At 60.0% G+C, this 18,669-nt stretch carries 16 protein-coding genes and 3 pseudogenes; 6 read left to right on the forward strand and 13 right to left on the reverse strand.

Translation table 11 applies throughout. The features are described from left to right. Positions 1 to 166 precede the first annotated feature (166 nt). From DXA70_RS02335 to DXA70_RS13570, 5 genes are all read right to left on the reverse strand, one after another. Positions 167 to 2,059 carry a heavy metal translocating P-type ATPase gene (locus tag DXA70_RS02335; RefSeq protein WP_128117503.1) on the reverse strand — a complete coding sequence of 631 codons (1,893 nt, stop codon included), beginning with the start codon at positions 2,057 to 2,059 and terminating at the stop codon, positions 167 to 169. Positions 2,060 to 2,344: 285 nt separating this feature from the next. Then, complete coding sequence (locus DXA70_RS02340; protein ID WP_022256609.1) at positions 2,345 to 2,566, reverse strand: cation transporter; 222 nt, start codon at positions 2,564 to 2,566, stop codon at positions 2,345 to 2,347. Positions 2,567 to 2,584: 18 nt separating this feature from the next. Further along, a complete protein-coding gene (locus DXA70_RS02345; RefSeq protein ID WP_242980978.1) occupies positions 2,585 to 2,923 on the reverse strand; it encodes a metalloregulator ArsR/SmtB family transcription factor in 339 nt (112 codons plus the stop codon). Between the two features lie 178 nt (positions 2,924 to 3,101). Beyond that, the gene (locus DXA70_RS02350) at positions 3,102 to 3,845 is read right to left on the reverse strand and encodes a YwaF family protein (protein WP_128117504.1); all 744 of its coding nucleotides are present in this window, start codon (positions 3,843 to 3,845) and stop codon (positions 3,102 to 3,104) included. Next, positions 3,838 to 3,978 carry a hypothetical protein gene (locus DXA70_RS13570; protein ID WP_158565126.1) on the reverse strand — a complete coding sequence of 47 codons (141 nt, stop codon included), beginning with the start codon at positions 3,976 to 3,978 and terminating at the stop codon, positions 3,838 to 3,840. Before DXA70_RS13570 ends, DXA70_RS02350 begins: the two co-directional genes overlap by 8 nt. A 45-nt stretch (positions 3,979 to 4,023) precedes the next feature. On the opposite strand from DXA70_RS13570, the gene DXA70_RS02355 reads away from it, so the two are divergent. After that, a complete protein-coding gene (locus tag DXA70_RS02355; RefSeq protein WP_022256606.1) occupies positions 4,024 to 4,413 on the forward strand; it encodes a thioesterase family protein in 390 nt (129 codons plus the stop codon). 59 nt (positions 4,414 to 4,472) lie between these two features. Here DXA70_RS02355 and DXA70_RS02360 read toward each other — a convergent pair whose 3' ends face one another. Beyond that, on the reverse strand, positions 4,473 to 4,736 hold the full coding sequence (locus DXA70_RS02360) for a hypothetical protein (protein ID WP_128117505.1): 264 nt from the start codon (positions 4,734 to 4,736) through the stop codon (positions 4,473 to 4,475). A gap of 27 nt (positions 4,737 to 4,763) precedes the next feature. Here DXA70_RS02360 and DXA70_RS02365 point away from each other — a divergent pair. Together DXA70_RS02365 and DXA70_RS02370 are read left to right on the forward strand one after the other, a co-directional pair. Further along, positions 4,764 to 6,433: pseudogene (locus DXA70_RS02365) on the forward strand (Na+/H+ antiporter NhaC family protein). Between the two features lie 88 nt (positions 6,434 to 6,521). Continuing rightward, complete coding sequence (locus tag DXA70_RS02370) at positions 6,522 to 7,019, forward strand: MarR family transcriptional regulator (protein WP_128117506.1); 498 nt, start codon at positions 6,522 to 6,524, stop codon at positions 7,017 to 7,019. Positions 7,020 to 7,085: 66 nt separating this feature from the next. Here DXA70_RS02370 and DXA70_RS02375 read toward each other — a convergent pair. After that, positions 7,086 to 8,452, reverse strand: a pseudogene (locus DXA70_RS02375) (MATE family efflux transporter). 248 nt (positions 8,453 to 8,700) lie between these two features. Here DXA70_RS02375 and DXA70_RS02380 point away from each other — a divergent pair. Further along, positions 8,701 to 10,073: pseudogene (locus tag DXA70_RS02380) on the forward strand (sodium-dependent transporter). Between the two features lie 86 nt (positions 10,074 to 10,159). On the opposite strand, the gene DXA70_RS02385 reads toward DXA70_RS02380, so the two are convergent. From DXA70_RS02385 to DXA70_RS02405, 5 genes are all read right to left on the reverse strand, one after another. After that, positions 10,160 to 10,582 (reverse strand): hypothetical protein, encoded by a 423-nt coding sequence (locus tag DXA70_RS02385; protein WP_128117507.1) that lies wholly within the window; start codon positions 10,580 to 10,582, stop codon positions 10,160 to 10,162. Between the two features lie 82 nt (positions 10,583 to 10,664). Continuing rightward, entirely contained in the window at positions 10,665 to 11,627 is a 963-nt protein-coding gene (locus tag DXA70_RS02390; RefSeq protein ID WP_022256599.1) for a GTP-binding protein, read from the reverse strand. Positions 11,628 to 11,668: 41 nt separating this feature from the next. Next, positions 11,669 to 12,766, reverse strand: coding sequence for a CobW family GTP-binding protein (locus tag DXA70_RS02395; protein WP_128117508.1), 1,098 nt, complete (start codon positions 12,764 to 12,766; stop codon positions 11,669 to 11,671). Positions 12,767 to 12,975: 209 nt separating this feature from the next. Continuing rightward, on the reverse strand, positions 12,976 to 14,337 hold the full coding sequence (locus DXA70_RS02400; protein WP_128117509.1) for a DUF5808 domain-containing protein: 1,362 nt from the start codon (positions 14,335 to 14,337) through the stop codon (positions 12,976 to 12,978). Between the two features lie 3 nt (positions 14,338 to 14,340). After that, the gene (locus DXA70_RS02405) at positions 14,341 to 14,715 is read right to left on the reverse strand and encodes a GntR family transcriptional regulator (protein WP_128117510.1); all 375 of its coding nucleotides are present in this window, start codon (positions 14,713 to 14,715) and stop codon (positions 14,341 to 14,343) included. A 176-nt stretch (positions 14,716 to 14,891) separates the two neighbouring features. On the opposite strand from DXA70_RS02405, the gene DXA70_RS02410 reads away from it, so the two are divergent. Further along, complete coding sequence (locus DXA70_RS02410) at positions 14,892 to 16,691, forward strand: aminopeptidase P family N-terminal domain-containing protein (RefSeq protein ID WP_128117511.1); 1,800 nt, start codon at positions 14,892 to 14,894, stop codon at positions 16,689 to 16,691. A gap of 96 nt (positions 16,692 to 16,787) precedes the next feature. Here DXA70_RS02410 and DXA70_RS02415 read toward each other — a convergent pair whose 3' ends face one another. Next, positions 16,788 to 17,729, reverse strand: a complete 942-nt coding sequence (locus tag DXA70_RS02415) for a glycosyltransferase family 2 protein (RefSeq protein ID WP_128117512.1) — start codon at positions 17,727 to 17,729, stop codon at positions 16,788 to 16,790. Positions 17,730 to 17,840: 111 nt separating this feature from the next. Between DXA70_RS02415 and DXA70_RS02420 the strand changes: the two genes are divergently transcribed. After that, on the forward strand, positions 17,841 to 18,569 hold the full coding sequence (locus DXA70_RS02420; protein ID WP_128117513.1) for a LytTR family DNA-binding domain-containing protein: 729 nt from the start codon (positions 17,841 to 17,843) through the stop codon (positions 18,567 to 18,569). The last annotated feature ends 100 nt before the right edge of the window (positions 18,570 to 18,669 follow it).

Genomic DNA, 18,669 nt, shown 5'->3' on the forward strand with positions numbered 1-18,669 from the left:
CAAAACGGTTTGATTCGTCTGTTGCATTTTATTCAACCCTCCAATCTAGTATTATAACAGGTTTATCCTGCTTTGCAAGAGGCGGTTTCCGGATGCAAAACACCCCCGCTGAAAGCTTTTGGAAAGCTCCCGGCGGGGGTGTTGTATTTTGATGAGAAAGGGGATCTTAGGCTTCGTTCTTTTTGGCAAGGTCTTTGGTGTAGAGGGCACGGGTGGCGTTGAGGACGGCGATGACCATGACGCCGACGTCGGCGAAGATGGCCGTCCACATGCTGGCGATGCCCAGCGCGCCGAGGATGAGGCAGATGCCCTTGACGCCCAGCGCAAAGACGATGTTCTGATACACGATGCCGTTGGTGCGGCGCGCGATCCGCATGGCCAGAGCGATCTTGGCCGGGTCGTCGTCCATCAGGACAACGTCCGCGGCCTCAATGGCAGCGTCGGAGCCCAGAGCACCCATGGCAATGCCGATGTCCGCGCGGGACAGAACAGGGGCGTCGTTGACGCCGTCGCCCACAAAGGCGAGGTTCTCTTTGGGCTGCTTGGAGGCCAGAAGCTTCTCGATCTGATCGACCTTGTCGCCCGGCAGCAGGCCAGCGTGGTACTCGTCCAGGCCCAGCTCGGCGGAAACGGCTTTTGCCACCGGCTCGGCGTCGCCCGTCAGCATGACGGTCTTGCGGACACCGGCCTGTTTCAGGCCCTTGATGGCCTGTGCGCTGTGGGGTTTGACCACATCGGCAATGAGCAGGTAGCCTGCATACTTGCCGTCAATGGCCACATGAACGATGGTGCCGGCCTCCGTTACAGCAGGGACGGTCAGGTTCAGCTTTGCCATCAGGCGGGCATTGCCGCAGGCCACGGCTTTGCCGTCCACCTTGGCCGTAACACCGTAGCCGCCAAGCTCCTCCACGTCGGTGACGCGGCTCTGGTCGATCTCCTTGCCATAAGCGGCCTTGACGCTCAGGGAGATGGGATGCTTGGACCAGCTCTCGGTCAGGGCCGCGGCCTCCACCAGAGCGTCTTGCGAGGTGCCCTCCGTGGGATAAATGCCGGTGACTTTAAAGGTGCCCTGCGTCAGGGTGCCGGTCTTATCAAAGACCACCACACCGGTACGGGCCAGCTCTTCCAGATAGGTAGAGCCCTTGACGAGGATGCCGCAGGCGGAAGCGCCGCCAATGCCGCCGAAGAAGCTCAGAGGGATGGAGATGACCAGCGCGCAGGGGCAGCTGATGACGAGGAACGTCAGGGCGCGGTAGATCCAGTCGCCAAAGCGGGCGGACTGGCCCGTCAACAGCAGAACGATGGGCGGCAGGAATGCCAGTGCCAGAGCGCCGTAGCAGACAGCGGGGGTGTACACCCGGGCAAAGCGGGTGATGAAGTTCTCGGCCCGGGCTTTCTTCATGCTGGAGTTTTCCACGAGGTCCAGAATTTTGGAGACGGTGGATTCGCCAAATTCCTTGGTGGTCTGAATCTTCAGCAGGCCGGTGACGTTGACACAGCCGCTGATGACCTCATCCCCGGCCTTGACGTCCCGGGGCAGGCTCTCGCCGGTGAGGGCGGCGGTGTTCAGGGCCGAAGCGCCCTCCAGAATGATGCCGTCAATGGGGATGCGCTCGCCGGGCTGGACCACGATGGTGGTGCCGATCTCGACCTCATCCGGGTCTACCTGTTCCAGCTTGCCGTCCTCGCCCTCAATATTGGCGTAGTCCGGGCGGATGTCCATCAGGCTGGAAATGCTCTGGCGGCTCTTGCCCACGGCCACGCTCTGGAACAGCTCGCCGATCTGATAGAAGATGATAACGGCGCAGCCCTCAACATAATCGCCCAGGGCAAAGGCGCCCACGGTGGCAACCGCCATCAGGAAGCACTCGTCAAAGGGCTGGCGGTTCTTGATGCCCTTGATGGCCTTGCGGAGCACGTCCCAGCCGACCACCAGATACGGGATGCAGTACAGCGCCAGCTCCACCGGCGTGGGGAAGCTGGGCAGCAGTTTCAAAATGGCTACAAGGATCACCGCTGCGATGATCTGCTTGAGCATTTTCTTTTGTTTTTTGTTCATCTCAGTCTCTCCTTTTGTGCGGATCTCGGCACGGGTTTTCAGGGGGGAGTTTTCGTCCGATTCCACCTGTTTTCCACAGTAAGTGGTTTTTTCCACGTTTTCCTCCGCCTTTTCCACAGACTTTTCCCGACAAAAAGAGGCTGTTTGGCGTCTCTTTTTGCACTTTTCCGCAAGAAATGTTGAAAACCAGGTGGAAACTGTGGAAAACCTGTTTCTTTTTCCACAAAAGCGTTCCGTTGTATAAAAAGGCCCCTCCCGGGGGAGGGGCTCCGAGGTTCCGGAAGATCAGATGCCGAAAATCTCGCAGTCGTCCTCCACTTTCTTGCAGGCGGTCAGCACTTCCTGCATGGTGGCCTTGGGGTCTGCACCCTCAGCAAACTCCACGTTCATCTTCTGGGTCATAAAGCTGACGGTTGCCTTTGCCACGCCGGAAACGGTGTTGGCAGCGTCTTCCATCTTGGCGGCGCAGTTTGCGCAGTCCACTTCGATCTTATAGGTCTTCTTCATCGTAAGTACCAGCCTTTCTCATTCTTCAATATGATCCATCCCCATGGAGAGGATGCTGCGCACATGGTCATCGTCCAGTGCGTAGTAAACAGTTTTGCCCTCCCGGCGGAACCGCACCAGTTTGCAGTCCTTGAGCACCCGGAGCTGATGGCTCACGGCGGACTGGCTCAGCTGCACCGCGTTGGCGATGTCCTGCACGCACAGCTCGTTATCGTGGAGCGCGTACAGGATCTTGATGCGGGTGGAGTCGCCAAATACCCGGAACAGGTCGGCCAGCTCGTAGAGCACCTCGTCATCGGGCATATCAATGGGCTGTGCGGCGGGGGCGCTTTTCTTTTCGGGTTCCTGCTGCGGCATCTGGACATCTCCTCTCGGGTCGGTTTTATATGAACGTTTGTTCATGTGTTCATGATAGCATGGGGAAAGGCTCCTGTCAAGGGGTTTGGAGAAGAATTTTGCTGGAATTTCAAAAAAGATATTTTTTGCCCCAATACGCAAAAAAGTGGCATTTTTATTTTGCAAAAAGGGTGCGGTTTCAAGGCCGCCTTTTTCCGGGAAGAACCCACGGCAGATACATCCCCGCCAGCACCAGCGCCACGGCGGGGAGAAAGCCCAGGAGATACCACTGTTCCCCAAACCACTGGGTAAACAGCGCCGTCACCGGGCTGCTGGTGGGGCCGTTCAGAAAGTAAAAGTTTGTGTACAGCACTTTATTTAAAAAGTAAATGGGCAGCGCCGAGCCAAACAGGAATGCCAGCACCGCCGGGAGCCGCCGCACCTGCGGGCGGAACCCGCCTGCTACCAGCAGAACCGGGTAAAGCACCAACAGCCCATGGAGGGTAACAGAATGCAGGTTGATGAGGCTCCACGCCTTTGTCCCCAGCCAACCGGGGCAGAGCAGCGCAATGGCGGCCCCCGGTGCGCAGAGGGCGTAGAGCTCCTCTTTGCACCAGTCCTTTCCGGTCAGGGTGCAGGTTGTGCAGAGGAAAATATGGATGCTGCACAGGTGGAGAGGCAGGTAGCTCCAGTTCCACTGCCCGGTGGCCAGCATGGCAATGACCAGCACGGCTTCATCTGTCAACAGCAAAACCGTAACGCCCCACATGATGCGCCGCCGGGTGCGTTCCGGGCTGCGGCGGTACCAGCGGGCGGCCAGCAGGATGCAGACCGCCACTGCCTCCAGCTCTCCCAGGTGCACCGCTCCAAACAGCGGATAGCCCTGATACCCCGGGCCATACCGCCGGGCGATCATTTCATACGACATCCAGAACTCACTCATCTGCTCCACCGCCTTTTTTGCCTTTATTATGGGCTCGTTCGATCCAAAAGGAAAGTGTTTTGGCGGAAAAATCTCCAAAACAGGTGCACAGCGGCGCAAAATGTGGTATTCTACTGTTGGTTTGTAAATTCATGTCGTTTCGACATCTTGCACACACACAAAGAAAAGGAGAATTTTTATGACTCTGACAACTGGGATCCACGGCGAGCAGTCCGTGGCTGTGACCAACGAAAACACCGCGAAAACCATGGGAAGCGGCACGCTGGACGTGTTTGCGACTCCCGCTCTGGTGGCACTGGCCGAGAAGACCTGCTGGATGAGCGTGGCCGAGGCTCTGGACGAGGGCTGCGGCACCGTGGGCACAAAACTGGAGCTGGAGCACACGGCCCCTACTCCCGTGGGCATGACCGTGACCTGCGAGAGCGAGCTGGTGGCCGTGGAGGGCCGCAAGCTGGTGTTCAAGGTCTCGCTCCACGACGAGAAAGGCCCCGTTGGCGGCGGCACCCACGAGCGCTTTGTCATCAACAACGCCAAGTTTGCGGCCAAGGCCGAGAGCAAAAAGAATTAAACCTCTCAGTCGAACTTCGCTCGCCAGCTCCCCTAACAGGGGAGCCTTTGGCAAATAGATCAACTTTCATCCGACTGCCAAGGCCTCCCCTCGACAGGGGAGGTGGCATCGCGTGAGCGATGACGGAGAGGTTCCAGTTCCAGCGGCGGCGGGTCGGCCCGCAGGGCCTCCTGCTCGGCTTTCTGCTGGGCCTCCCACAACAGGCGGGCGGCCTGCTCGCTGGCGCGGAACAGCTCAAAATACAACGCTTTATAATCCGGCGCGGCAAACACCCCCTTTCTTCCTTTCTGGGGGATAGTCTGCCCCGCCGCACCCCAAAACAAACCTGATCTTCAAGAGGAATCATTTTTATGAAAAAGAACAATCTCTCCTGGGTGGGCGCTCTGCTCGTCTTCGCCCTGTTGTTGTGGTGCACTTCTGCCACACCGGGCAAGATCGCGGACCCGTCTACTTACACCTGCGCCGTGTACAGCACGGCACTTTCCCTGCTGCCTCCGGTGGTGGCCATCGTGCTGGCCCTGAACACCAAGGAGGTCTACACTTCCCTGCTGGTGGGCATTGCCACCGGTGCCCTGCTTTACGCCAACGGCAACCTGGAGCTGGCTCTGACCACCCTGTTCTTCAATGAGGACGGCGGCATGATCTCCAAACTGTCCGACAGCAGCAATGTGGGGATCCTGGTCTTCCTGGTCATGCTGGGCATTCTGGTGGCCCTGATGAACAAGGCCGGCGGCAGCGCGGCCTTTGGCCGGTGGGCCTCCACCCATATCCACACCCGGGCCGGGGCACAGTTTGCCACCCTGCTGCTGGGGATCATGATCTTTGTGGACGACTACTTCAACTGCCTGACCGTCGGCTCGGTCATGCGCCCGGTCACTGACCGTCAGAAAGTCTCCCGCGCCAAGCTGGCCTACCTGATTGACGCCACGGCGGCCCCCGTCTGCATCATTGCGCCGGTGTCCAGCTGGGCTGCTGCTGTTACTTCCTCGGTGCCCGATGGCTCCGGCATCAACGGCTTTACCATGTTCCTGCGCACCATCCCGTATAACTATTACGCCATCCTCACCATGGTCATGAGCCTGTTCGTCATCTTTACCGGGACGGACTACGGCCCCATGAAGCTGAATGAGACCAACGCCATGAACGGCGACCTCTTCACCACCGAGGACCGCCCCTACGGCGATGATGTGGACGACGGCACCGACACCAAGGGCCATGTCATCGACCTGGTGGCCCCGGTCATCGTCCTCATTGCGGCCTGCATCTTTGGCATGGTGTACACCGGCGGCTTCTTTGAGGGCACCGATTTCATTACCGCCTTTGCGGACTGCAACGCTTCCATGGGCCTTGTCATGGGCAGCAGCATTGCCCTGTTCTTTACCTTTGTGTTCTACCGCGTGCGGGGAGTGATGACGTTCCAGGACTTTGCCGCCTGCATCCCCGAGGCTTCAAGGCCATGGTCAGCCCCATGCTGATCCTGACCCTCGCCTGGACGCTGTCCGGCATGACCGGCCTGCTGGGTGCAAAATATTACGTCGCCAACCTGCTGGGCGGCTCGGCCGCGGCGCTGCAGTATCTGCTGCCGGTCATCATCTTTGTGGTAGCCGTCTTCCTGGCCTTTGCCACCGGCACCTCCTGGGGCACGTTCTCCATCCTCATCCCCATCGTCTGCCATGCATTCCCGGAGGGAGAGATGCTGGTCATCTCCATTGCGGCCTGCCTGTCCGGCGCCGTCTGCGGTGACCACTGCTCCCCGATCTCCGACACCACCATCATGGCCTCGGCTGGTGCCCATTGCAGCCATGTGAACCACGTTTCCACCCAGCTGCCCTATGCGCTGACGGTGGCCGGCGTCTCGGCGGGCTGCTATGTCCTCACCGGCCTGTCGGAGGCCGTGCTGGGTGCCCGGGCCAATCTGGTCAGCTCTCTGGTACTGTTGGGCGTCGCCATTTTCCTGGAGCTTATCGTGTTGAGCGTCATCCGGGTGCGGACGGGCCACGGCAAAAAAGTTGTTCGCTGAAAATTTTGCGACAAGCGTTGATTTTTTCCTCCAAAACGTGATATACTAAAAGAAATTGAGTTAATTTGTCACAAGGAGGGCGTTCATCTTGCTGGAAGAAGTGTTTCAGGAAGTCTACACCAAGTTCAAACTGCATTTTTACCAGAGCGTGTTCCAGCGCTTTGCTACCCGGGAGGCGACCCTGACCACGGTGGAGTCGTTCTGCATGGAGGGCATCATGGCCATGGGAGAGCCCACCATTGCCGAGTTTTCCCGGATGATGGGCATTTCCACCCCCAATGCCGCTTATAAGATCGGCAGCCTGGTCCGCAAGGGCTATGTGGAAAAGATCCAGTCCACGGTGGACCGCCGGGAGTACCATCTCCGTCCTACACAGAAGTATATCAACTACTACAACATCAGCTATTCCTACCTGCACACCGTCATTGAGCGTGCCAGGGAGCGGTTCTCCCCGGAGGACTGCAAAAAGCTTGAGGAAATGCTCTCGGTGGTCAGCCATGAGCTGATGCCCGAGCTGGATATGCTGACCCGTGTTCAGGCCGAGGCCCCGGAGCGTGCCGCGGAGGATGAGAAGACTAACGCATAAAAGCCGCAAACAAAAAATCCATCGCTGTCAAAAACAGCGATGGATTTTTTCTTTCCAGAAATACGCTCAGACGTTCGCCGCGCCCCGATCGAGAATTTTATCGAACCGGGACAGGAACGTGAACACCGTGATGCTGGCCGCCGTGATGTCGCTGACGGGCTCCGCGAGGAAGACCGCGAACACCGGGTCCGGCAGGAGGTGCGGCAGGAGGAAGATGAGCGGGATGAGGAGAATGAGCTTGCGCAGGCAGGCCAGCAGGAGGCTGACCTTGGCCTGCCCCAGTGCCATAAAGCTCTGCTGGCAGGCGATCTGGAACCCGATGGCAAAGAAGCCTGCCATATAAATGCGCATGGCCCAGGTGGTGTACTGGATGAGGCTGCGTCCGAGGTGAAGAGCCCCGCCACCGCACCGGGCACCAGGAGCATGAGCAGGCAGAACAGGGTGGCATAGCCGCCGCAGAGGGCCAGCTGGAAGCGGAACGCCTCCTTGACCCGGGCTTTGCTGCCTGCGCCGAAGTTGAAACTCATGACGGGCTGGCCGCCCTGGCAGATGCCCTGCACGGGCAGGCTGCAGAGCTGGGACACGCTGGTGATGACGGTCATGGCACCCACGGCCACATCGCCGCCGTACCGGGCCAGGCTGGAGCTGAAGCTGATGGAGAGCAGGCTTTCGGTGGAAAGCATCACAAAGGTGGAGATACCCAGCCCCATCACGGGCAGGATGACCCGGCCCTCGGGCCGCAGGTGCTCTCTGCGGAGCCGGAGGATGGTCTTGCTCCCGGTGAGAAAACGCAGGATCCAGAAGGCACCCACGGCCTGGCTGAGCACCGTGGCAATGGCGGCACCCCGCACGCCCATGTCCAGCACAAAGATGAGGATGGGGTCCAGGATGATGTTGATGCCCGCGCCGATGACGGTGGTCAGCATACTGATCTTAGCAAAGCCCTGGGTGGTGATAAAGGGGTTCATGCCCATGACGATGAGGACACAGACCGAGCCCAGGATATAGATGCGGCTGTAGGCCAGCGCATAGGGCAGGGTGGCCTCGCTGGCACCAAAGAGCCGCAGCAGGATGGGAGCCCCGGCATAGAACCCGATGGTAAGCACCACGGCAAAAAACAGCAGCATGGTAAAGCTGTTGCCGATGATCTTTTCGGCTTCTTCTTTGTTGCCCTGCCCCAGCGCGATGGCCGTGCGGGGCGCGCCGCCCGCGCCGATGAGCATGGCAAACGCGTTGAGCAGCATCAGGATGGGGGCAAACAGGCCCACACCCGTCAGCGCCGCCGCGCCAATGCCCGCAATATGGCCGATATAAATACGGTCCACGATGTTGTACAGCAGGTTGACCACCTGAGCCACAACGGCGGGGATCATGAGCTGGAGCAGCAGCTTTTTGACATTGCCGCTCCCCATGTTCTGTCTGGTCTGCGCCATGAGATCTCTCCTTTGAGTTGAAATTTTTCAACAAAGTGCAATTCGTAAAGCAAAGCACGGCAAAAATCGACCGGCTTTGACCAAAAACACGAAAAACGCCTGAGACTATTGTAACACGGCGGCGGGGGGAACACAAGAACGCCCGCGGGGCCGGGCATGGCAACATTACTGTTCTGGTGCATTGAATTTACCGATGGCTTGTGTTACACTGGATTCGTTCGTTTTGGAATTTGAGATAGGAGAAAAATATGGAATCTCAACACAAAAAGCGGAGCGCGTTCTCCGGCAAGATCGGCTTTGTGCTGTCGGCCGCAGGCGCGTCCGTTGGCCTTGGCAACATCTGGCGTTTCCCGTATCTGGCGGCCAAGTATGGCGGCGGCATCTTTCTGCTCATCTACATTCTGCTGGCGTTCACGTTCGGCTATACCATGATCGTGGCGGAGACGGCTCTGGGCCGGATGACCAAGAAGAGCCCGGTGGGCGCTTTCGCGGCCTTTGGCAAAAAGGGCGGGCTCTCGTTCGGCGGCTGGATCAACGCCATCATCCCCATCCTCATCGTGCCCTATTACTCGGTCATTGGCGGCTGGGTCATCCGGTACCTGGCGGATTACACTGCCGGGCACGGCAAGGAGCTGGCCACGGACGGCTATTTCTCGTCGTTCATCTCCAATGGTGCTTCGGCGGAGATCTGCTTTGTCATCTTCACCATCTTGACGCTGGCGATCATCTTTGCGGGCGTCCGCAACGGCGTGGAACGGGTCTCCAAAGTCATGATGCCCATTCTGGTGGTGCTTTCCGTCATCATTGCGGGTTACTCCGTCACCCGGCCCGGGGCGCTGGCGGGTGTGAAGTATTTCCTCGTGCCCAATGTCGCCCATTTCTCCTGGATGACCGTCGTCACGGCCATGGGGCAGATGTTCTATTCCCTGTCCATCGCCATGGGCATTCTGGTCACGTTCGGCTCCTATATGAAAAAGGACGTCTCGATTGAGGAGTCCACCGAGAACGTCGAAATTTTTGACACGGCCATTGCCATCATGGCGGGCCTGATGATCATTCCGGCGGTCTTCTCGTTCTCCGGCGGCGACCCCGATACCCTGCAGGCTGGCCCGGCCCTGATGTTTATTACCATCCCAAGGTGTTCGACAGCATGGGCCTTGGCACCGTGGTGGGCATCCTGTTTTTCACGCTGGTGCTGTTTGCGGCGGTCACCAGCTCCATTGCCCTGACCGAAAGCGCCGTCTCCACCTTTGAGGACGAGCTGGGTTGGGACCGTCATCAGGCCACCGTCCTCATCGGCGTCATCATGCTGGTGCTGGGCAGCCTCTCGGCCCTGGGCTACGGCCCGCTGGCAGGCGTGACCGTGTTCGGGATGCAGTTTTTGGATTTCTTTGATTTCCTCACCAACTCCGTCATGATGCCCATTGCGGCCATCACCACCTGCCTGCTGGTCTCCCGCGTCATCGGTGTAAAAAAGATCGAGGAAGAGGTCACTTTGAGCGGCAAACCGTTCCGCCGCAAGGTCGTCTTCAACTTTATGATCCAGTATCTCTGCCCCGTTTTCGCGGCCATCATTCTGGTCAGCTCGGTGGCAAATGCACTGGGCTGGATCGCCATGTAAAAGAAAATACAGCAAGTTACAGCAAAACCCCGGCGGGATCGTTCGACTCCGCCGGGGTTTTATGTTACGGATTCAAAAAATGCAGATCAGCCCTTGCAGCCCTGCTCTTCCCAATCGCCGAAGTCGGAAGCTTCCGCGATCTTGGTGGGGTCGAACTTGCCGTTCTCATCTTTGGGAGCAACAGCGGGGCCGACCTCCACGGGGTTCGGGTTGGGGGCCTCCGCTTTGGCTTCGCTCTCCGCTTTGGCTTCGCTCTCCGCTTTGGCTTCGCTCTCCGCTTTGGTTTCGCTCTCCGCTTTGGCTTCGCCCTCCACTTTGGTTTCGCCCTCGGCGTAAGCCTGTGCGGTCTTAGCGGCCTCCTCGGCGTCATTTTCGGCGTCCTCGGGGAACTCGATTTCCTCCACATGGAGCGGGGCCTTGTCGTTGAGGATCTGATCCAGCACAACGATGGCAGCGCCGGTGACAGCAACGGCAGCCGCCGTGCCCAGGATACGGAACAAAGCTTTCATAGCAACCTCCTAAAGCCAACTGGCTATAGACCGGCCCTTGCCTCTCTGTTTGGGAGAGCGTCCGCAAAGCAGACGGGCGAATTTAAGAGAACGTCACAACGTCGTTCAGGGGCTTCTCAGCGGGCTCCACGGAGAGGGCGGTCAGCACCGGGCCCTTGCCGCGGTAGATATTGTGGAACTTATAGTTGACCTTGGCGGTCACGCGCACCCAGGCACGCTGCTCCAGGGCTTTGTAGCCGTCGTAAACGCAGGGGAAGCCGACAAACTGGATGTCCTGCACGCAGCAGGTCATGGCAAAGCGGCCGGGCACAAAGCTGTTTTTGCCGGCCCGGTTGGTCTGGCAGACCTGCGCCAGGAAGCGGACGGTTTTGCCCGTGTACTTCTCGGGCTCGTCCTGGCAGTCCATATACCAGATGCCAAAGTCTTCATCGCCGATCTCCACCACCGGGGCGTTCAGGTCGAACGGCAGCGGGTCGGGGATATCATCGTAAGCCACGCTGCCGTCGGCAAACTCGTAGGCGATATCGCACTTGCGGGAAGCCTGACGCACCAGCTTGTGCAGTTCCTGCCGGGCGGCGTCGTTGTTGACGGCCTCGGCCCGGTTGAAGACGATGAGCTCGCTGCGGGCGATCTTGTCCAGCATCAGGCTGCGCATGGAGTTGTCGCGGGCGTAGGTCAGGGCCGTGGTGCCGTCCGCCGTGGCGATGCACTGGTACACGATCCAGTTCTCCGGCAGATTGTTGGCCAGATCCTGCAGCAGCCACATGCCGTTGTACTCGATCACCACGCGGCCTGCATCGGCCTCCTTGGCCAGCTTGGCCAGGTTCTGGGGGTTGAGCTCGGCCTTGTCCTCCAGATTGTAGAGGGTCACGCCGGGGAACGCGAATTTCTTCTGGTTGTATTCTTCCTCGCCCTCCTCGCAGACCAGCAGCAGGGTCTTGTCGCCGGAGTCGAAATTGGGGTCTTCAAATGTTTCCTGAATGAACTTGGTCTTGCCGCTTTCGAGGAAGCCAACAAACAGGTAAACAGGAATTTCGTTTGCCATGGGATTCTCCTTTTATACTTTCGTCTTGGCTTGAGAGGGCATCAGCAGCCAAACAGCGCGGCGATGGCGTGCTCATCCAGCTTGGAGCCGATGACCACCAGCTTGCCGCCCACATCGGCACCGCGCTGACGGACTTCCCACTCGCCGGGAACGTAATCGAACTCCAGCCAGCCGTCGGCACCGCCGTCCACGATGCCCTTGGAGCGGAGGATCATGCCGTAATTGCCGGTGTCCAGCTCGGTGAGGGCGTGCTCGATGTCTGCCTTGGTGAACTTCTTGGCCGTCTCGACGCCCCAGCTGGTAAAGACCTCGTCGGCGTCGTGGTCATGGTGGTGGTGATGATGGCAGCAGTGGCCGTCGTGATGATGGTGCTCATGCTCGTCATGGTCATCGTCGTCTTCGTCGTGGTGGTGATGGCCGCAGCAGCAATGATCGTGGTCGTCCTCATGATCGTGATGGTGCTCGTGCTCCTCTTCCTCATCCTCGTGGGCGTGCTCCTCGTTGGCCTTGGCAGCCATGGCGATCAGCTCGGCCTTGAAATCGTCCTTGGTGGACATGGCCTTGAGGATCTGCTCACCGGTCAGGGAGTCCCAGGCGGTGGTCACGATGGTGGCGGTGGGGTTCTTCTCCCGCAGCATGGCCACGGCAGCAGCGATCTTCTCCTCGGTGGCGTTCTGGGTACGGCTCAGGATGATGCAGCTTGCATGGCTGATCTGGTCGTCGTAGAACTCACCGAAGTTCTTCATATACATCTTGACCTTGTTCACGTCGGCCACGGTGACAAAGCTGCTGAGCTGGACATCCAGGTGCTCGGCCACGCCCTCCACGGCGCGGGTCACGTCACTCAGCTTGCCCACGCCGGAGGGCTCGATCACGATGCGGTCCGGGTGGTACTGCTCCACCACCTGCTGCAGGGCGGCGCGGAAATCGCCCACCAGAGAGCAGCAGATGCAGCCGGCGTTCAGTTCGTTGATCTGGATGCCGGACTCCTTGAGGAAGCCGCCGTCAATGCCGATCTCGCCGAACTCGTTCTCGATCAGCACCACTTTCTGGCCTGCAAAGGACTCCTTGATAAGTTTTTTGATCAGGGTGGTTTTGCCGGCACCCAGGAAACCGGAGAAGATATCAATTTTGGTCATGATTCAAATGCCTCTTTCTTTTTAGCACACAGAGCCGCAGAGTGCTGGCTCAAACATCTTACTCCTCTATTATAACAAGGCTGTCAATGGTAAAACGCCGTTTTTGAAGAAAAAATTGTAACATTTTTTGCAAATTGGTTGCGTTTTGGGGCAAATGACAAAAAGAAAGGGCTGCGGGAGCCAAAATTCGGCTCCCGCGGCCCTTTGCATCAGGGGTGAACGGTGGATTGCAGTGCCTGCGCAATGGCGGCGGTGTGGTCCTCGGAATCTCCGGTGAACCAATACACCTGCCCGCCTGCCTCCACCCGGAGAAAACACTTTTGGGTGGGGTCGAGGCAGAACCGGGCGTTCCCCTCCCCGATCACATAGAAATCCCCCTGCAAATAGTGGTCCATCCCGGTGCCCCAGGTGCGGGCGGCATCCGGCAGGGTGTCCCGGAGCTGGACATCGGTGATGGCGTCGGTGTCCAAGCGGTATTTTTCGCTCTGGCCATGGGAGGCCACGAGGCAGACCGGGGCGCTGCCGGAGAGCTCCAGCCGGACGGGGATGCTGTCCACAATGCCGAAGATGGGCCCGATGGCAAGGCAGACCACCAGCACAAGGCCGACAAAGGCATAGTAGAGTTTGCCCGCCCAGGTGCCGAGGTTGACGGTGGAGCCAAGGCCGATCCGCTTGGCGACCAGAAAACGCTTGTCCGTGGGATTATAGTAGAAGATGCCGCCCAGCCAGGCGTCATCCTCATCGGCCACAATGGTGGCGGCATCCGTCAGCACGGCCTGCGCCCGGCGGACGGAGAGCTCCATCCAGAGCGTCGCCGCCACCAGCAGGACGGTAAAGCCCAGCGTCCCGCCCAAAATGGTGGCCTCCGAACGGAAGCCGAGGGCCAGCATTCCGTTCAGCACCGCCAGTGCCCAGAGGTTGAGCCGCCAGAAGCGGTCCCAGTAGAGCCGCCGCACCCGGAGCAGGGTCTGGTTGCGGGCCGAGTCCGCCGTGACCATATCCTCCCGGCGGCGGAAGGTGGTGCGGCCCAGCACCCAGAGCAGCAGCAGGGTGGCCGCGTCGATGCCGCAGGCCAGCGCCACGCCCCGGGGCAGGCCGGGCAGGGAGATGGGTGCAAGGCTCAGCACCAGCGGCGGCAGCAGCGTCCACAGGCCCATGGGCTTTGGCAGTGCAAAGGCCGAAGCGGCAGTGTCCACCACACGAGTGGGCGCATTCTGCCCGGCTGCGGCTTTTTTCAGGGCCTTGAGCTTTGCGTTGGCCCGCAGCAGGGGCAGGTAAGGCAGGGCCAGCCCGGCAAAAAAGAAGAGCATCCAGAGTGTCAGCGCAATGGCGGTCTCCTGCACAAAGGCCAGCGGCACACTGAGCGCGGCGCAGACCAGACAGAGGGTGCCCAGCCGCGTTCGATATTGTTTTACAATGGCCTGCACCTCGGGCAGGGCGTCTGCCTCCGGGGGCAGGGTGACGCCCAGGAGCAGGCCCTTCTGGCGCTTGCTCATATTGCGCAGCATGATGTAATTGACGCCCGCGCAGAGCCAGAAGGTCAACAGCATAAATCCACTCATGGTCTCCATCGTTCAGTCCTCCGTTTCGCCAAAGGCGGCTTTGCAGGCCGCCACAAAATCGTCCAGTGAAAGCCCGGCCAGCCGTGCCTCGCCCGCCAGCAGTTTCAGCCGGGCGGTCTGGTCGGCAGACAGGCCCACTGCCTTGCCCCGCGGGGCGCGGACGACGGCCCCGGCCCGGCGGTCGGTGACGAGATATCCCTCGGCCTTGAGCAGCTGGTAGGCCTTGCTCACGGTCATTACATTGACGCCCGCGTCCTCCGCCAGCGCCCGGGTGGTGGGCAGCCGCTCGCCGGGGGTCAGCTCCCCCTGCGCCACGGCCAGCACCACCTGATCCCGGATCTGGCGGTAGATGGGCACCGCGCTCTGAAAATCCAACCGGAACAGCATTTTCATTCCTCCTGTTTGTATTAGTGAGTATAATACAACAAATACAAACTGTCAAGAGGGGATGCGGATTGCATTCTCCGCGCGGGGATGTTACAATAAGAGGCAGCAAACCAACGCCGCCGGACGTTCTTCCGGCAACTGTAAAAGTGTAAGATTTGGAAAGAAGGCTTTACCCAATGAGCATGAATCCTGTTCCTGAGCGTTTGGCCGCCCTGCGCGCCGCCATGAAAGCAAACGGTGTGGATGTTTACCTGATCCCCGTGGGCGACCCCCACGCCAGCGAGTATCTGCCGGAGCACTACACCTCCCTGACCTATTTCTCCGGTTTCCACGGCGAGAATTCCAACTTTGTCGTCACCATGACCGAGAGTGCTGTCTGGGCCGATGGCCGCTATTTTGTGCAGGCCGAGAAAGAGATCGCCGGCACCGAGATCCAGCTCCAGAAGATGGGCGAGCCGGGCGTGCCCACCGTGGAAGAATATTGCGCCAAGGTCCTGCCCGAGGGCGGCACCCTGGGCCTCTGTGGCCTGACGGCCTCCTGCGGGCTGGTGCGGGGCATCCAGAAAGCATTGGCCCCCAAGCACGGCACCATCAAGACCCTGAACCTGGAGGACGAGCTCTGGACCGAGGGCCGCCCGGCCCTGCCTGCCACCCCGGCTTGGGTCCTGCCCAAAGAGTACGCAGGCTTCTCCCCCGCCGAGAAGCTGGGCCAGCTGCGGGCAAAGCTCAAGGAGCTGGGCTGCACCGCCCAGCTGGTGGGCAAGCTGGACAACCTGGCCTGGCTGCTCAACCTCCGTGCCATGGATATCCAGTGCACCCCCTACGCCATGGCCTACTGCTATGTCACCGAAAACCGCGCGGTCCTCTTCCTCAACACCGCCCGCCTCAAGCCGGAAGCGGCAGCCGAGCTCAAAGAGAACGGCGTGACCATTGCCGAGTACGACGACGTGCTCCCTTTCCTGGCGGCCGAGACCGAGCCCCAGACCGTGCTGGCCGACCCGGCTTCCGTCAACTTTGCCGTGTATGAGACCCTGAAAGAGAACAAGGCGCTCACCGTGAAAGACGAGGCCGACCCCCTGCTGCCCATGAAAGGCATCAAGAACGAAGTGGAGCTGGCCCACACCAAGGAAGCCCACATCCGGGACGCCGTGGCCATGGTCCGGTTCCAGAAAGAGCTGGAAGAGCGTCTGGCTGCCGGTGAGGAGCTGACCGAGCTGACCGTGGACGAGATCCTGCACAAGTACCGCAGCGCACAGGACAAGTTCATTGTGGAGAGCTTTGGCACCATCGCCGCCTACGGCGGAAACGCTGCCATGATGCACTATCACGCCACCGAGGAAGACCACGCCAAGCTGGAGCGGAAAGGCTTCCTGTTGGTGGACTGTGGCGGTACCTATCTGGACGGCACCACCGATATCACCCGCACCTACCCGTTGGGCGAGCTGACCGAGGACGAGCGGCTGTTCTACACCTGGACGCTGCAGTGCCATATCGACATTGCAAAGGCCGTCTGGCTGGACTACTGCGACGGCCACATGCTGGATACCATCGCCCGGGAGCCGCTCTGGCGTCACCTCATCAACTACCGCTGCGGCACCGGCCACAGCGTCAGCTTTGTGGGCAACGTCCATGAGGGCCCCCACGCCCTGAACGGCCGGAACACCGTGGTCTTCAAGCCGGGCATGATCGTCACCGACGAGCCGGGCGTTTACGAGGGCGGCCAGGTCGGCATCCGCATTGAGAACGAGCTGATGTGCGTCCACAAGGCCGACAACCAGTACGGCACGTTCCTGGGCTTTGAGCCCATCACGTTCGTGCCCATTGCCACCTCCCCCGTCGTGCCCGGCGTCCTCACCCGGGACGAGTTGGACTGGCTGAACGCTTACCACCGCGAGGTCTTCACCAAGCTGGCCCCCCACCTGACCGAGGAAGAGCGCGACTGGCTGGCCAAGAAGTGCGCCGCCATCGGGGCTTGACCCCTCAGGCCACGCTTTCGCGTGTCCAGCTCCCCTGTCAGGGGCGCTAAATAGCAGAAAAAAGGCGGGTGACCGCAGGGTCACTCGCCTTTTGTGTTACTGTTTGTGGGCGCGCCAGTACGCCTTTGCCTCGTCGATGACCTTTTTGAACGGCCCGGAGGGGTAGGTGCTCTCGGCAATGTCCACGAGGAACTTGTACAGCTGGGGCCGTACCTCCTCGTACATCCCGAGCCGGGTGTAAAGATCTTTGTAATAGCGGAACATCTGTAATTTGTTCTGCACGATGGTGGCCGGGTTGATCTGGGTGTGGCAGATGCTCTGAGGGTTCTGCACATAGTAGTACCCCGGCGTGCCGATGGCGACAAACACTTCCGCGTACTGGATATACTGCATGTTGAAGACAAGGTCTTCCGCCCAGCGCACCTCGCTGGTAAAACAGATGTCGTTGCCGGTGAGCAGGATGCGGCGGTAGAGTTTGTTCCAGAGCACGCTGTAAAAATAGGAGGCAGGCTTGTCCATCAGCCGGAGCGCGAAGTGGTCTTTGTCATACACGCCCGCGGGCAGGAAGCCATATTCCCGCACTTCCGGGGGCCGGGCCACGGTCATCACGCCCAGCTCGTCCTCCAGCTTTTCCAATACCTGTTCGGGTTTGGAAGCACCTGCCGGGATGACCATTTTGTAGGGCGCGATGACCAGGTCAGCGTGGTGCTCCTCGGCAGCGGCCACCAGATGCCCGGTGTAATCCGGGTCAATGTAGTCGTCACTGTCCACAAACTGGATGTATTCGCCGGTGGCCAGTTTCAGGCCCAGGTTCCGGGTGTCCGAGACGCCGGAGTTGGCCTTGTCCACCAGAATGATGCGGGAATCCTTTTTGCGGAACTCTTCGCACACGGGCAGGCTCTGGTCTTTGGAGCCATCGTTGAGGACGATGATCTCAAGGTTCTGGTAAGTCTGGGCGCAAATGCTGCTCAGGCACCGGGCCAGATGGCTCTGGGCGTTGTAAACGGGCAGGATGATGCTGACAAGCGGCTGTTTCATGGCGGCGTCTCCTTTTTGTTGTAGTCTGGTGTTTTTCTGTTATGATACTCTCGCTGCCCGCAAAATGCAAGCGGTGCGGCACACAGCCCGGAAAGGGGGCTTTTGGAAACCATGATCTTTCACATTGCAGTGTGCAGCCCGGACCCGGTGCTGCGCGGCCGGGTGGAGCGGCAGTGTCTGGAATATTATGCCCGCCGGGCGGATGCCTGTATCGTGGAGCAGCTGCCCGGGGTGGACGCCCTGCTGGCCCGGGACGCCGAGGGTACCCGGTACGAGCTCTACCTTGTGGAGCTGACGGCGGGCAACGCCCCGGCGGGCCTGAAAGCCGCCGATACACTGCGGCGGCACGGCGCGCGGGCCCCGCTGGCCTTTTTTGCCCACACGCCCGCCCACGCCTACAATGCCTACCGGGTGGACGCCATGCAGTACCTGCTGCTGCCGTTCCGCCCGGAGCAGTTCACCGCCCTGCTGGACCGTGCCACGGAGCCGGAGTACGGCCCGGTCATCGCGGTGTCCACGGCGGCGGGCCTGCGGGCGCTGCCCTTTGCGGACATCGAGTATCTGGAGTGTACCCACCATGTGGTGCATTTCCATCTTGTCACCGGGGAGGACGTGCCCTCCCTCTCCCTCCGGGTGCCCTTTGCGGAGGTGGCAAAGCCCCTGCTGGCGGACGACCGCTTTTTGCAGCCCCACCGCTCCTATGTGGTCAACCTGGCGGCGGCAGAGCAGCTGGCGGCAGGCGAGTTCCGGATGCGGAGCGGAGCCAGGGTGCCCATCCCCCGCGGCAAGGAAGCCGCCGTCCGAGCCCGGTTTAAAGCCTGGATGGAACAAAATCCGTAACGCCAACAAAGAAACTGGAGAGGGAAGCAAAAAACTTCCCTCTTTTTTGTTGCAAAAACAGAGAGAATTTTCCCGGAAAGTATGCTATAATTTGAAAAAA

The sequence above is a fragment of the Faecalibacterium sp. OF04-11AC genome (assembly GCF_003460645.1).
Lineage (GTDB): Bacteria > Bacillota > Clostridia > Oscillospirales > Ruminococcaceae > Faecalibacterium > Faecalibacterium prausnitzii_I.

What these genes read in the sequence shown, in the direction of transcription:
- DXA70_RS02385 (WP_128117507.1), bottom strand. Translation starts at nt 10,582, where the DNA reads ATGAAAGCTTTGTTCCGTATCCTGGGCACGGCGGCTGCCGTTGCTGTC.
- DXA70_RS02350 (WP_128117504.1), bottom strand. Translation starts at nt 3,845, where the DNA reads ATGAGTGAGTTCTGGATGTCGTATGAAATGATCGCCCGGCGGTATGGC.
- DXA70_RS02410 (WP_128117511.1), top strand. Translation starts at nt 14,892, where the DNA reads ATGAGCATGAATCCTGTTCCTGAGCGTTTGGCCGCCCTGCGCGCCGCC.
- DXA70_RS02340 (WP_022256609.1), bottom strand. Translation starts at nt 2,566, where the DNA reads ATGAAGAAGACCTATAAGATCGAAGTGGACTGCGCAAACTGCGCCGCC.
- DXA70_RS02415 (WP_128117512.1), bottom strand. Translation starts at nt 17,729, where the DNA reads ATGAAACAGCCGCTTGTCAGCATCATCCTGCCCGTTTACAACGCCCAG.
- DXA70_RS02345 (WP_242980978.1), bottom strand. Translation starts at nt 2,923, where the DNA reads ATGCCGCAGCAGGAACCCGAAAAGAAAAGCGCCCCCGCCGCACAGCCC.
- DXA70_RS02390 (WP_022256599.1), bottom strand. Translation starts at nt 11,627, where the DNA reads ATGGCAAACGAAATTCCTGTTTACCTGTTTGTTGGCTTCCTCGAAAGC.
- DXA70_RS02395 (WP_128117508.1), bottom strand. Translation starts at nt 12,766, where the DNA reads ATGACCAAAATTGATATCTTCTCCGGTTTCCTGGGTGCCGGCAAAACC.
- DXA70_RS02335 (WP_128117503.1), bottom strand. Translation starts at nt 2,059, where the DNA reads ATGAACAAAAAACAAAAGAAAATGCTCAAGCAGATCATCGCAGCGGTG.
- DXA70_RS02405 (WP_128117510.1), bottom strand. Translation starts at nt 14,715, where the DNA reads ATGCTGTTCCGGTTGGATTTTCAGAGCGCGGTGCCCATCTACCGCCAG.
- DXA70_RS02400 (WP_128117509.1), bottom strand. Translation starts at nt 14,337, where the DNA reads ATGGAGACCATGAGTGGATTTATGCTGTTGACCTTCTGGCTCTGCGCG.
- DXA70_RS02420 (WP_128117513.1), top strand. Translation starts at nt 17,841, where the DNA reads ATGATCTTTCACATTGCAGTGTGCAGCCCGGACCCGGTGCTGCGCGGC.
- DXA70_RS13570 (WP_158565126.1), bottom strand. Translation starts at nt 3,978, where the DNA reads ATGAATTTACAAACCAACAGTAGAATACCACATTTTGCGCCGCTGTGC.
- DXA70_RS02355 (WP_022256606.1), top strand. Translation starts at nt 4,024, where the DNA reads ATGACTCTGACAACTGGGATCCACGGCGAGCAGTCCGTGGCTGTGACC.